The organism is Pseudomonas sp. Root569 (assembly GCF_001427465.1).
GTDB lineage: Bacteria > Pseudomonadota > Gammaproteobacteria > Pseudomonadales > Pseudomonadaceae > Aquipseudomonas > Aquipseudomonas synxantha.
Genome location: NZ_LMGQ01000010.1, coordinates 18,105 through 31,634, shown reverse-complemented (window position 1 = coordinate 31,634; position 13,530 = coordinate 18,105). Strand labels below are relative to the sequence as shown.

At 61.5% G+C, this 13,530-nt stretch carries 11 protein-coding genes; 4 read left to right on the top strand and 7 right to left on the bottom strand.

Features of this window, described 5'->3' with window-relative positions:
* Positions 1 to 231: 231 nt before the first annotated feature.
* Together gyrA and mtnA are read right to left on the bottom strand one after the other, a co-directional pair.
* A complete protein-coding gene (gene gyrA / locus ASD70_RS10730; RefSeq protein ID WP_046071543.1) occupies positions 232 to 2,886 on the bottom strand; it encodes a DNA gyrase subunit A in 2,655 nt (884 codons plus the stop codon).
* 423 nt (positions 2,887 to 3,309) lie between these two features.
* Positions 3,310 to 4,380: an S-methyl-5-thioribose-1-phosphate isomerase gene (gene mtnA, locus ASD70_RS10725; RefSeq protein ID WP_046071542.1), complete on the bottom strand. Its 1,071-nt coding sequence runs from the start codon at positions 4,378 to 4,380 to the stop codon at positions 3,310 to 3,312.
* A gap of 109 nt (positions 4,381 to 4,489) precedes the next feature.
* Between mtnA and ASD70_RS10720 the strand changes: the two genes are divergently transcribed.
* The 4 genes from ASD70_RS10720 (at position 4,490) to ASD70_RS10705 (ending at position 8,187) form a co-directional block, all read left to right on the top strand.
* On the top strand, positions 4,490 to 5,821 hold the full coding sequence (locus ASD70_RS10720; protein WP_046071541.1) for a TRZ/ATZ family hydrolase: 1,332 nt from the start codon (positions 4,490 to 4,492) through the stop codon (positions 5,819 to 5,821).
* Between the two features lie 64 nt (positions 5,822 to 5,885).
* The gene (gene ubiG, locus ASD70_RS10715; RefSeq protein ID WP_046071540.1) at positions 5,886 to 6,584 is read left to right on the top strand and encodes a bifunctional 2-polyprenyl-6-hydroxyphenol methylase/3-demethylubiquinol 3-O-methyltransferase UbiG; all 699 of its coding nucleotides are present in this window, start codon (positions 5,886 to 5,888) and stop codon (positions 6,582 to 6,584) included.
* 4 nt (positions 6,585 to 6,588) lie between these two features.
* The gene (gene mupP / locus ASD70_RS10710) at positions 6,589 to 7,260 is read left to right on the top strand and encodes an N-acetylmuramic acid 6-phosphate phosphatase MupP (RefSeq protein ID WP_046071539.1); all 672 of its coding nucleotides are present in this window, start codon (positions 6,589 to 6,591) and stop codon (positions 7,258 to 7,260) included.
* Positions 7,261 to 7,446: 186 nt separating this feature from the next.
* Complete coding sequence (locus ASD70_RS10705; RefSeq protein ID WP_046071538.1) at positions 7,447 to 8,187, top strand: YciK family oxidoreductase; 741 nt, start codon at positions 7,447 to 7,449, stop codon at positions 8,185 to 8,187.
* Between the two features lie 70 nt (positions 8,188 to 8,257).
* Here ASD70_RS10705 and ASD70_RS10700 read toward each other — a convergent pair whose 3' ends face one another.
* Genes ASD70_RS10700 through ASD70_RS10680 form a run of 5 tightly spaced genes read right to left on the bottom strand, consistent with a single transcriptional unit; the run spans position 8,258 to position 13,527 of the window.
* On the bottom strand, positions 8,258 to 9,772 hold the full coding sequence (locus tag ASD70_RS10700; protein WP_056846402.1) for an ABC transporter substrate-binding protein: 1,515 nt from the start codon (positions 9,770 to 9,772) through the stop codon (positions 8,258 to 8,260).
* A gap of 32 nt (positions 9,773 to 9,804) precedes the next feature.
* Positions 9,805 to 10,776, bottom strand: coding sequence for an ABC transporter ATP-binding protein (locus tag ASD70_RS10695; protein ID WP_056846401.1), 972 nt, complete (start codon positions 10,774 to 10,776; stop codon positions 9,805 to 9,807).
* Positions 10,773 to 11,729 carry an ABC transporter ATP-binding protein gene (locus ASD70_RS10690; RefSeq protein ID WP_046071535.1) on the bottom strand — a complete coding sequence of 319 codons (957 nt, stop codon included), beginning with the start codon at positions 11,727 to 11,729 and terminating at the stop codon, positions 10,773 to 10,775. The genes ASD70_RS10695 and ASD70_RS10690 overlap by 4 nt, the downstream gene beginning before the upstream one ends.
* Positions 11,726 to 12,583, bottom strand: a complete 858-nt coding sequence (locus ASD70_RS10685; protein WP_056846400.1) for an ABC transporter permease — start codon at positions 12,581 to 12,583, stop codon at positions 11,726 to 11,728. The genes ASD70_RS10690 and ASD70_RS10685 overlap by 4 nt, the downstream gene beginning before the upstream one ends.
* Entirely contained in the window at positions 12,580 to 13,527 is a 948-nt protein-coding gene (locus ASD70_RS10680) for an ABC transporter permease (RefSeq protein ID WP_056846399.1), read from the bottom strand. The genes ASD70_RS10685 and ASD70_RS10680 overlap by 4 nt, the downstream gene beginning before the upstream one ends.
* Positions 13,528 to 13,530 lie beyond the last annotated feature (3 nt).

The following is a 13,530-nucleotide window of genomic DNA, read 5'->3' as shown; positions in this document are numbered from 1 at the left end:
ATCCAATCTCACTCTGATCTGGTGGTAGTCACGCAAACATATCAGGCGACACCCGATCCAATGTGGGAGCGGGCTTGCTCGCGAAAGCGGTGGGTCAGTCAGCTTATGTGCCACTGACACTCCGCAATCGGGAGCAAGCCCCCTCCCACAGTTGGATTTTCATCGCTGTCGATATTTCCATCCGGACAAACAACAAGGGGGCGAATCTTCATCCGCCCCCTGTGTGTCCGCTTATTCCTGCGGTTCTTCTTCGTCTGCGGCAGCATCGAGGGTTGGCTCATCGACGTTGTCATCGCCGGCTGCGATTACCTCGCCGTCGAATTCCTCGCCTTCCAGCTCTTCATCTTCAACTTCCGAAGGCTCCTGAACACGCTCAAGACCGACCAGTTTTTCATCCTTGGCCAGCTTGATCAGCGTCACGCCCTGGGTGTTACGGCCCAGGCTCGAGACTTCAGCCACACGAGTACGCACCAGGGTGCCCTGGTCGGAAATCAGCATGATCTCTTCGCCATCGAGCACCTGCACCGCGCCGACCAGACGGCCGTTGCGGTCGTTGCTGACCATGGCGATCACACCTTGGCCGCCACGCTTGTACTCCGGAAACTCGCTGATAGCGGTGCGCTTGCCATAACCACGCTCGGAAGCGGTAAGGATCTGGCTGCCTTCTTCCGGGATCAGCATCGAAATCAGCTTCTGCCCTTCTGGCAGGCGCATGCCACGCACACCGCGGGCGGTACGGCCCATGGCACGCACGTCGGATTCCTTGAAGCGGGTGACCTTGCCGCCGTCGGAGAACAGCATGACTTCACGCTCGCCATCGGTAATGGCAGCGGAAATCAGTACGTCGCCTTCGTCCAGCTCCAGGGCGATCAGGCCCACGCTGCGTTGACGGCTGAAGGATTCCAGCGGGGTCTTCTTCACGGTGCCCTTGGCGGTGGCCATGAAGATGAAGTGACCTTCGGTGTATTCCTCGACCGGCAGCATGGTAGTGATGTATTCATCACTGTCCAACGGCAGCAGGTTGACCAGCGGGCGACCACGGGCGGCGCGGGAAGCTTCCGGGATTTCGTAGGTTTTCAGCCAGTACACCTTGCCCTTGCTGGAGAACAGCAGCAGCGTGGTGTGGCTGTTGGCGACCAGCAGGTGAGCGATGTAGTCCTCATCCTTGACGCCGGTAGCCGATTTGCCTTTACCGCCACGGCGCTGGGCCTGGTACGCAGCCAGCGGCTGGGTCTTGGCATAGCCGCCGTGGGAGATGGTCACCACACGCTCTTCTTCCGGGATCATGTCACCCAGGGTCAGGTCGAGGCGTGCATCGAGGATTTCGGTGCGGCGCACGTCGCCGTATTCGGCGCGGATCACTTCGAGCTCTTCGCGGATCACTTCCATCAGGCGCACGGCGCTGCTGAGGATGCGGATCAGCTCGCCGATCTGGTTGAGGATCTCCTGGTACTCGGCCAGCAGCTTCTCGTGCTCAAGGCCCGTGAGGCGGTGCAGACGCAGTTCCAGGATGGCCTGAGCCTGTTCCGGCGACAGGAAGTACTTGCCTTCGCGCAGGCCGTACTGTGGGTCCAGGGTCTCTGGACGGCACGAGTCGGCGCCGGCACGTTCAACCATGGCCACCACAGCGCTGGATTCCCAAGGCGTGCTGATCAGCGCTTCCTTGGCTTCCGACGGGGTTGGCGAAGCCTTGATCAAGGCGATGACCGGATCGATGTTCGACAGCGCAACGGCCTGGCCTTCCAGGATGTGCCCGCGCTCGCGAGCCTTGCGCAGTTCGAACACGGTACGGCGCGTTACCACTTCGCGGCGGTGACGTACGAAGGCTTCCAGCAGGTCCTTGAGGTTCAGGATGCGTGGGCGGCCGTCGATCAGTGCAACCACGTTGATACCAAACACGCTTTGCAGCTGGGTCTGGGCGTAGAGGTTGTTGAGGATCACCTCAGGCACTTCGCCACGACGCAGCTCGATCACTACGCGCATGCCGTCCTTGTCGGACTCGTCGCGCAGCTCGGTGATGCCTTCGAGCTTCTTCTCTTTAACCAGCTCGGCGATCTTCTCGATCAGGCGCGCCTTGTTCAGCTGGTACGGGAGTTCGGTGATGACGATCTGTTGGCGGCCACCGACCTTGTCGATGTCTTCGATCATCGAGCGGGCGCGCATGTAAATGCGCCCGCGACCGGTGCGGTAGGCTTCGATGATGCCGGCGCGACCGTTGATGATCGCGGCGGTCGGGAAGTCCGGGCCCGGGATGTATTGCATCAGCTCATCGACGGTCAGCTCCGGGTTGTCGATAAGGGCCAGGCAACCGTCGATGACTTCACCGAGGTTGTGCGGCGGGATGTTGGTGGCCATGCCCACGGCGATACCGCTGGAACCGTTGACCAGCAGGTTGGGGATGCGGGTGGGCATGACAGCCGGGATCATTTCGGTGCCGTCGTAGTTCGGCACCCAGTCCACGGTTTCTTTATGCAGGTCGGCCAGCAGCTCGTGCGCCAGCTTGGTCATGCGCACTTCGGTGTATCGCATGGCCGCGGCGTTGTCGCCGTCCACCGAACCGAAGTTGCCCTGGCCGTCTACCAGCAGGTAGCGCAGGGAAAACGGCTGGGCCATCCGAACGATGGTGTCGTACACCGCAGTGTCGCCGTGAGGGTGATACTTACCGATCACGTCACCGACAACACGGGCAGATTTCTTGTACGGCTTGTTCCAGTCGTTACCCAGCTCGCTCATCGCGAACAGCACACGCCGGTGCACGGGCTTCAAGCCATCGCGCGCATCAGGCAGTGCCCGACCGACAATTACGCTCATCGCGTAGTCGAGGTAGGACTGTTTCAGCTCGTCTTCGATATTGACCGGGAGGATTTCTTTGGCCAGTTCGCCCATGAGAAGCCTGATTCCTTTTTCGGGTGAAACTTCGTCGCATCCATATGGGACGAACGAAGCTCGCCGCTGCCGGCACAGTGCCTGACAACGACTTACGACAAATCAACGAGTTATGACACGGATCTGCACGTTATGGGCAACCCCTCGAGGTGGCCCTGGAAACCGCCGGATGTTATCACAATCGCCGCCACGCACCTATCCCCCTGATGCGCATGGAGACTAGTAATTTGACGGATGACAGGCTTGAGGGCGACGAGAGGGGCTCAGAGGTGGGGTGGTGCTTTTTTTTGAGGCTGGATCTGGAGGCTTTGTTGACTTTAAGGGCCAATCGGGGGCAAGCCCCCTCCCACCTTTTGACTGTGCTCACAATCGAAGTGTGGGAGGGGCTTGCCCCCGATAGCCATTTCACAGACACCACAGCCCTCAATGCAGCCGCTTACGGCACATCAACCTGGCCAATTTGGCCGTATCCGGCCGCTCGACCACGCCCTTCTCAGTCACGATCACGTCAATCAGGTCAGCCGGGGTGACATCAAACACCGGATTAATGGCATCTACCTTCAAGCGTTGCCCCATCACCTCCAGCAACTCGCCGGGATCACGCGCCTCCAGCGCGACGTCATCGCCAGTAGCCATCATCAGGTCGAGGGTCGAGCTCGGCGCCACCACCATGAAGCGCACGCCGTGGTGCATGGCGCAGACGGCCAGCTGATAAGTGCCGATCTTGCTGACCACATCGCCATTGGCGGCAATGCAGTCGGCGCCGACAATCACCCAGGTCACGCCCTTGGTCTTGAGGATATGCGCCCCCGCCGAGTCGGCATTCACCGTCACCGGGATGCCGTCGCCCGCCAGCTCCCAGGCAGTCAGCCGCGAGCCTTGCAGCCAGGGCCGGGTCTCGTTGACATAGACCTGCTCCACCAACCCTTCAAGGAACGCTGCGCGGATGACGCCGAGGGCCGTGCCGACGCCGCCCGTGGCCAAAGCGCCGGTATTGCCATGAGTCAGGAACGCCTGGGCGTTGCCCTGGTGCTTGCGAATCCGCTCCACGCCTAGCTGGGCCATAACGAAATTGGCCTCCCGGTCGCTTTCATGGATCGCAATGGCTTCGGCTTCCAGCACCGCCAGCGGATCGGCGTGCTTCTTGAGGCGGTCCAGGCGGTCGCGCATGCGCTGCAAGGCCCAGAACAGGTTCGACGCAGTAGGTCGGGTATGGGCTAACAGTGCGTAGTCTTCTTCCCAGGCGGCCTGCCAGTCACCGCCTTGAGCGATGCGCTCACGGGCAGCCAGCACCAGGCCATACGCGGCGCAGATGCCAATGGCCGGCGCGCCCCGTACCAGCATGGAGCGGATGGCATCAGCCACTGCCTCTACGGTACGGCAGGCTACCCAGCTTTCCTGGGACGGCAAAACACGTTGATCGAGCAGATACAGCGCGCCATCACGCCAATCGATGGCCTTCACGTTCTCTGCAGCCAACAGTCGGTCGCGCATCCCTTACCCCGCACTCATGAACAAAAGCCGCGGATTATAGCGATCCGCCAGCCAGGACGCTCGGGTATACTTCGACCTTCTTTTATAGCTGCCTGGGAAGAAGCCTGCGATGACCACCTCTGCCGCCCCGCTCGACTTGCTGCTGCTGCCGACCTGGCTGGTACCCGTCGAACCTGCCGGCGTAGTGCTCAAGGAGCATGGCCTGGGCATCCGCGACGGATGCATTGCCTTTATCGGCCCGCGGGCGGCGGCGTTGAAGCTTGCGGCCAAGGAAGTGCGCGAGCTGCCCGGCATGCTGCTCAGCCCCGGCCTCGTCAACGCCCACGGCCATGCAGCAATGAGCCTGTTCCGTGGCCTGGCCGACGACCTGCCGCTGATGACCTGGCTGGAAAAACACATCTGGCCCGCTGAAGCCAAGTGGGTCGATGAAGCCTTCGTGCGCGACGGCACCAACCTGGCCATCGCCGAACAGCTCAAGGGCGGCATCACCTGCTTTTGCGACATGTACTTCTACCCCAAGGTCGCCAGCGACTGCGTGCACAACAGCGGCATGCGTGCACAGATCGCGATGCCGATCCTCGATTTCCCGATTCCCGGCGCCAGTAGCGCCGACGAGGCGCTTCGCCAGGCTATCGAGCTGTTCGGCGACCTCAAGCATCACCCGCGCATCAAGATCGCCTTTGGCCCTCACGCGCCATACACCGTGAGCGATGCCAATTTGGAGAAAATCCGCGTGGTTGCCGAGGAGCTGGACGCCACGATCCATATGCATGTGCATGAAACCGCCTTCGAAGTGCAGCAAGCCGTGGAGCAGACCGGCGAGCGGCCATTGGCGCGCCTGGGTCGCCTCGGCTTGCTGGGGCCGCGCTTCCAAGCCGTTCATATGACCCAAATCAGCGAGGATGACCTGGCTTTGCTGGTAGAAAGCAACACCAGTGTTATCCATTGCCCGGAATCGAACCTGAAACTGGCCAGCGGCTTTTGCCCGGTGGAGCGCTTGTGGCAGGCAGGGGTCAATGTGGCCATCGGCACCGACGGCGCCGCCAGCAACAATGACCTGGACCTGCTGGGCGAAACCCGCACCGCCGCGATGTTGGCCAAGGCCGTCGCCGGTTCGGCCACCGCCCTGGATGCGCACCGCGCCCTGCGTATGGCGACCCTCAACGGTGCGCGGGCCATGGGCCTGGAAAGCCAGATCGGCTCGCTGGAAGTGGGCAAGGCCGCAGACATGGTCGCCTTTGATTTGTCGGGGCTGGCGCAACAACCGATCTACGATCCGGTCTCACAGCTTATATATGCCACCGGACGTGATTGCGTGAAACACCTTTGGGTCGCCGGCAAGCCATTGCTCGACGATCGGCAATTGACCCGCATGGATGAACAACAGTTGACCGCCACGGCCATTGCCTGGGGCCAACGCATCAGCGGGCACAGCGAATAACGAAGGTACTGAGCCCATGCGCTCAGCACCGACCCACCGATTTATCAGATTTAGAGGATTGACCATGAGCAACGTCGACCACGCCGAAATCGCCAAATTCGAAGCCCTGGCCCACCGCTGGTGGGACCGCGAGAGCGAGTTCAAACCCCTGCACGACATCAACCCGCTGCGGGTCAACTGGATTGACGAACGCGTCAACCTGGCCGGCAAGAAGGTGCTGGACGTCGGTTGCGGCGGCGGCATCCTCAGCGAAGCCATGGCCCAGCGCGGCGCCACGGTGATGGGCATCGACATGGGCGAAGCGCCCCTGGCCGTGGCCCAGTTGCACCAGCTGGAATCCGGCGTGAGCGTGGAATACCGCCAGATCACCGCCGAAGCCCTGGCCGAGGAAATGCCCGAGCACTTCGACGTGGTCACCTGCCTGGAGATGCTGGAGCACGTACCCGACCCATCCTCGGTGATCCGTGCGTGTTTCCGCATGGTCAAGCCCGGCGGCCAGGTTTTCTTCTCCACCATCAACCGCAACCCCAAGGCTTACCTGTTCGCGATCATCGGCGCCGAATACATCATGAAGCTGCTGCCCCGCGGCACCCATGACTTCAAGAAATTCATCCGCCCCTCCGAGCTGGGCGCGTGGAGCCGACAGGCCGGGCTGACGGTCAAGGACATCATCGGCCTGACCTACAACCCGCTGACCAAGCACTACAAGCTGGCCAGCGACGTTGACGTCAACTACATGATCCAGACCCTGCGCGAGGAGTAAGCCTGTGAAGTTGCGAGCGGTTCTCTTCGACATGGACGGTACCCTGCTGGATACCGCGCCGGACTTTATCGCCATCTGCCAGGCCATGCGCGCCGACCGGGGCCTGGAGCCGATCAACCCGCAGCACATCCGCGATGAGATCTCCGGCGGTGCGCGGGCGATGGTTGCCGTGACCTTCTCAATGGACCCTGAATCACCCGGCTTTGAAGCACTGCGCCTGGAGTTCCTCGAGCGCTACCTCAAGGACTGTGCAGTTCACAGCAAACTGTTCGACGGCATGGCTGAGCTGCTGGAAGACATCGAGAAAGCCAAGCTGATCTGGGGCGTAGTCACCAACAAGCCCGTGCGCTTTGCCGAACCGATCATGCAGCGACTGGGCCTGGCCGAGCGCTCGGCCGTGCTGATCTGCCCGGACCATGTGAAGAACAGCAAGCCGGACCCCGAGCCGATGATCCTGGCGTGCGAAATGCTCGGCCTGGACCCGGCCAGTGTGTTGTTCGTCGGTGATGACCTGCGCGATATCGAGTCCGGTCGCGGCGCCGGCACCCGCACGGCGGCGGTGACCTACGGCTATATCCACCCGGATGACAACCCACGTCACTGGGGTGCGGATGTGGTGGTGGACCACCCATTGGAGCTGCGTAAAGTGCTGGATAACGCGCTGTGCAGTTGCTGATGGCTTACCGATCTTACTGATCCATGTAGATCCAATGTGGGAGGGGGCTTGCTCCCGATTGCAGTGTGTCATTCAACACATTTATTGCTGAACCACCGCAATCGGGAGCAAGCCCCCTCCCACAGGGGATTTTCAGTGTTTTCCAGCCAAGTGTTGATCACCCGCTAAACTCTGTCGAGGCTATTTATGTTTGATTACTCCGCACCTCCAGAACTGCTCAACGGCCGAGTCATCCTGGTCACCGGTGCCGGTCGGGGAATTGGCGCAGCAGCGGCCAAGACCTATGCCGCCCATGGCGCTACCGTGCTGTTGCTGGGCAAGACCGAAGCCAACCTGGCCCAAGTCTATGACGAGATCGAAGCCGCCGGTCACCCTCAACCGGTGGTGATCCCGTTCAACCTGGAGACCGCCCTGCCCCATCAGTACGATGAGTTGGCGGCAATGATCGAGAAGGAGTTCGGCCACCTCGACGGCCTGCTGCACAACGCGTCGATCATTGGCCCGCGCACGCCCATCGAGCAGTTATCCGGCGAGAATTTCATGCGGGTGATGCATGTGAACGTCAACGCGATGTTCATGCTGACCGCCACCTTGCTGCCGTTGCTCAAGCTGTCCCAGGATGCATCGGTGGTGTTCACTTCCAGCAGCGTCGGGCGTAAGGGCCGTGCCTATTGGGGTGCGTATGGGGTGTCGAAATTCGCCACCGAAGGGCTGATGCAGACACTGGCCGATGAGCTTGAGGATGTGGCGGCAGTACGCTCGAACAGCATCAACCCCGGCGGCACCCGCACCAGCATGCGGGCCCAGGCGTATCCGGGGGAGAACCCGATGGAGCGGCCGGCGCCGGAAGAAATCATGCCGGTGTACCTGTACCTGATGGGGCCGGACAGTGCCGGCATCAATGGGCAGGCGTTTGATGCTCAATAATAGCTGACACAACCCAGATCAAAATGTGGGAGGGGGCTTGCCCCCCTCCCACATTGATACCCAGCATTCTTTAGTTTTTGACTACTTCCTCAAGGGTGAAGCGGCCCAACGGGTTCTGCAGGAAGTTGCTCACATTCTTGCGTGAGATGTTGATATACGGGCTGTAGTACAGGTCAATCCAGTTCACATCCTGTTTCGCCAGCTTCTGCAACTCCACATACATCTGCTCACGCTTGGCCGGGTCAGCCTCCACCCGTGCAGCCGCGACCAACGCTTTGACCTTGTCGTTCTTGTAGCGGGTCATGTAGTTCTGGTTGGTGTCGTGGCCCAGAACGAAGGTGGTCTTCTGGTCCGGGTCGAGGATGTCGTTGGTCCAGTACATCACCGAAATGTCGTACTCACCGTCCACCAGCATCTGCCAACTTTGGGTCGGGTCGACCTTTTGCAGGTTGGCGGTCACGCCGACCTTGGCCAACTGGTCCTTGATGATTACCGCAATCTGCTCGTCAGCCTCGTTGCCGGCGTTGACCACGTAGTTGAGCTTCAAGTCCTGGGCGCCGGCCTCTTCCAGCAGCTTTTTGGCCGCCGCAGGGTCATACGGGCGTTGCAGGTTGTTGGCGTAGTGATACAGCGAGCCCTTTGGAATGTAGGAATAGGCCACAGTGCCTTGACCGTATGTGGCGGTCTTCACCAGCGATTGCTTGTCGATGGCCATGTCAAGGGCCTCGCGCACTTGCGGCTTGGCCAGCAGGCCGTGCTCGTGGTTGATCAACAGGTGATCTTCACGGGTGGACGGGTCGGAGTGGATCACCACATTTTTGTCTTTTTTCAGCTCTTCAACCCGCGAAAACGGCACGAAGATCGCCGTGTCGAGTTCGTTGTTCTGCACCATGCGCATGCGCGTGTTGTCATCGGTTACCGACACCCACTCCACACCGTCGAGGCTGACGTTGCTGGCCTGCCAGAAGTTCGGGTTCTTCTTCAGGATCACCCGGTCGCCCTTGCGCCATTCTTCCACGGTAAACGCACCGGAAGTCACCGGGTTTTCCGAGTAGGCGTCTTCGCCCAGGGTGGTCATGGCTTTTTCCGACAGGATCGATACCGTGGGCGACGCCAGTTGCGAGAGGAAGGCTACCGCCGGGGTTTTCAGGGTCACCACCAGGGTCTTCGGATCGCTGGCCTTGGCGGTATTGATCAGGCTGAACGGGTCGCTCCACAACGACGCCTTGTTGTCGCGGATGCGCAGCAGGCTGAACGCGGCATCATCGGCGGTGATCTTTGATCCGTCGGAGAACTTCGCCTCGCGCAGTTTGAAGGTGTAGGTCAGGCCGTCCTTGGAAATCTCCCAGCTTTCGGCCAGGCCCGGTTCCATCTTGGTGCCCAGGTTATCCACGCGTACCAGGGTGTCGTAGACGTTGGCAAATACCCAGGTGTCGCGGTTTTGCGCGCTTTTGATCGGGTCAAAGGTGGTGCTGTCTTCACGGCAGCCGATGGTGAGTACGCCGGCGGCCTGGGCCAGGCCAGCGGTCAGCGACCAAGCGGTGAGCGTTGCGGCGGCGAGCAATTTCAAGTGGCGCGATTGCATATCACAACTCCTTGTTAATGAATGGCAGAGGGTCAAAGCAAAGGTTCTTCAAGCACGCAACTGTACCGATGCTCGTGCAGGAAATGGGTCGGCGGCAACACCACCGAACACATCGCTCGGGCATGCCGGCAACGTGGGTGAAAGGCGCAGCCTGAAGGCAAATCCAGCGGGCTCGGCGGCTCGCCGGGCAACGGCTGCGCGGGCAACGGCCGATGCGGATCGATCTCGGGAATCGCCTCGATCAACGCCGCCGTGTACGGATGACGCGGCGCGGTAAACACCGCTTCCACCGGCCCTTCCTCGACGATCTTGCCCAGGTACATTACCGCCACGCGGTCGCACAGGCGCCGCACGATGGCCAAGTCATGGGCGATAAACAGGATCGCCAGGTTCATGCGCTGTTGCAGCTCCAGCAGCAGGTTGATGATCTGGCCCTGGATCGATACATCCAGCGCCGCCACACATTCGTCGGCAATGATCAGGCGTGGCTCCACCGCCAGCGCCCGGGCAATACCGACGCGCTGGCACTGGCCGCCACTGAGTGAGCCTGGTTTGCGCGTGGCCAACTCGGGGCGCAGGCCAACCAGCGCCAGTAGCTCATTGACCCGCGCCGGGATCTGCGCCACAGCCACCTTGCGCTGCACGCGCAACACCTCGGCAATGATCTCGCCGATGCTCTGGCGTGGGTTCAGCGCAGCGTAGGGGTCTTGGAAAATCATCGCGGTTTCATGGCGCAGGCGGGCGATGTCAATGGCGCTGCCATGGGCCATGTCGACACCGTCAAACAGCACCTGCCCGGCGCTGATCGGGTTGAGGTGCAGAATCGCCCGGCCGAGGGTGCTCTTGCCGCTGCCGGATTCGCCCACCAAACCCAGGGTTTCACCGGCGGCCAAATTCAGCGACACCCCGTTCACCGCCCTCACCCACTGCTTGCTGAGGCCGAACAGGCCAGTGCCGGACGCGGCAAAGCGCACCTCCAGGTCCTTGATCTGCAACAGGCTCATGGTCGCCCTCCCAACGGATAGTGACAGGCCACGCGTGCGCCCTGGGGCAACACCTCGGCACATAAGGTACCGGCCTGGGGGCAGCGCGGGTGGAAGCGGCAACCATCGGGCAATGCATCCAGCAACGGCGGCTGGCCGGGGATAGTGCGCAACAAGGCATGGCCGCTGCTATGGGCCGGCTGGCAATCGATCAGGCCAGCGGTATACGGATGTTGCGGGTGCGCCAGCAGCTCGTATTTGCTGCCATGCTCGCACAGGCGCCCGGCGTACATCACCGCGATGGAGTCGCAAGTCTGCGCCACTACACCAAGGTCATGGGTGATCATGATGATCGATAGGCCACGCTGGTCACGCAGGTCGAGCAACAGGCGCAGGATTTGCGCCTGCACCGTCACATCCAGGGCCGTGGTCGGCTCATCGGCGATCAGCACTTTCGGGTTGCAGCCCAGGGCCACGGCAATCATCGCGCGCTGGCGCATGCCACCGGAAAACTCATGGGGGTAGTTGTCGATCCGCGCCTGCGGGTCAGGGATCCCGACCTGGCGCAGCACCTCAATGGCCTGCAAGCGTGCGTCTTTTTTCGATGCCCCTTGATGCAGACGGATGCCCTCGGCGATCTGCTCGCCAATACGCATCAGCGGGTCCAGGTGGCTGCCGGGGTTCTGGAAGATCATGCCCAGTTGCCCGCCTCGCACGGCGCGCATGCCGGCATCGTCGAGCTGCAACAGATCCTGGCCGGCCAGGTGTACAGCGCTACCTTGCACGCGTAGATTCGCAGAGGGCAGCAGGCGTATCAGGCCACGACAGGCCATGGTCTTGCCGGACCCGCTCTCGCCCACCAAGCCGAGGATTTCACCTTCGGCCAGGTCGAAGGACACACGATCCACCAGGGTGACATCGCGCCCGGCGTTATGGGCGATCACGCTGAGGTCGCGTACTTGCAGCAGGCTCATGAGCGATCCCCCAACACTTGGGCGACGCCATCAGCCAACAGGCTGAAACCCATGGCCAGGGTCACGATAGCCAGGCCCGGGAACGTACAGATCCACCAGGCGGTGGTGATAAAGGCTTGCCCTTCGGCCACCATCGTCCCCCACTCGGCGGTAGGCGGTTGCACGCCCAGGCCCAGGTAACTCACGGCGGCACCGTTGAGCAGCACCAGCACCGCGTCGGACATGGAAAATACGATGGAGCCAAACAGCGCGTTGGGCAGCAAATGCCGGAACAGAATGCGCCCATGACCAAAGCCCAGGCTCTTGGCGGCCAGGGCAAACTCGCTTTCCTTGAGCACCAGGATCTGCGAGCGAATCAGCCGCGCATACGACACCCAGCCCACCAACGCCATGGCGATATAGAAACTCTTCAAGCCCGGCCCGAGGATGGCCATGATCGCCAGCATCAGCACCAGGAACGGAAACGCCAGCACCACATCGATCACACGCATGCAGAAGCTGTCGAAACGCCCGCCGACATAACCGGACACCGCACCGATGAAGGTGCCGATGATGAACGGGAAGATCACCCCGACAACCGCCAGTTGCAGATCGATGCGTGCGCCCCAGATCACCCTCGAAAGGATATCCCTGCCGTAGTTATCCGTGCCAAACGGATGTGCAAGGCTGGGGGCCAGCAAACTCATGTCGGTATTCTGCGCGATAGGATCAAAAGGTGCGATCCACGGCGCAAACAACGCCAGGCCCAACCACGCGAACAGTATCAACAGGCCCCACGCGGCGGTCATTCGCCCGTTGCGAAAGCCAAAGCGCAGGCGCAAGCGCCATGGGGCAATCAGTGGGCGGCTGCTCATTGCATCTTCACCCGTGGGTCGAGGGCCACCGTCACCACGTCGGCAATGAAATTGACCAGCACCGTGGCACACGCCAGCACCATCGCCACGCCCTGCACCACCATGTAGTCACGGGTGAAGATGCCACGCACCAGCAACTGGCCGATGCCCGGGATAGCGAACAGACTTTCGATGACCACCGTGCCGCTGATCAGCCAGCCAATGTTGACCGCCAGCAGGTTGACCGCCGGGACCAGGGAATTGGGCAGTACATGCCGACGAAACACCGCGGCTTCCGACAGGCCCCGCGCTCGGGCGGCGGTAACAGGATCGGCCTGCAACTCCATCAGCATGCTTGCGCGCAGGTTGCGCACCAGCACCGCCGCCAGCGCCAGGGCGATGGTCAGGCAGGGCAAAACCATATGGTGCGCCTTGTCCAGCCAGGTGCGACCGTAGCCGGACACCGGAAACAAACCCCATTGCACGCTGAGCAGCAGGATCAGCATCAACCCCAGCCAGAACGCCGGCATGCCCAGGCCGACCGTGGTAAAAACGCGGATCAGGTTATCCGCCCAACCGCCTTTGTTGCGTGCCGCCACTGTCGCCAACGGCACCGCGATCAGCAATGCCAGGACCACGCTGCCCAGCACCAGCACCAGCGTCGGCTCGATACGGGTCACGATCAGTTTCAGCGCATCAACCTTGTACAGCAGCGATTGACCGAGATCGCCCTTGAGCAGGTTTTTCAGGAAGTAGAAATATTGCAGCCACAAGGGCTGATCGAGGCCGAATTGGGCGCGGATTTTCAGCAGGGCATCCGGCGTGCTGCGTGAGCCCAGCAGCGCCCGCGCCGGGTCGCCAGGAATCGAGCGCACCAGCACAAAGGTAATCAGGCTGATGCCAAACAGCACCGGCAGCAGTTGCAGCGGCCGGGACAGGACAAAACGGTAACGCGCCAGGTTCATTCT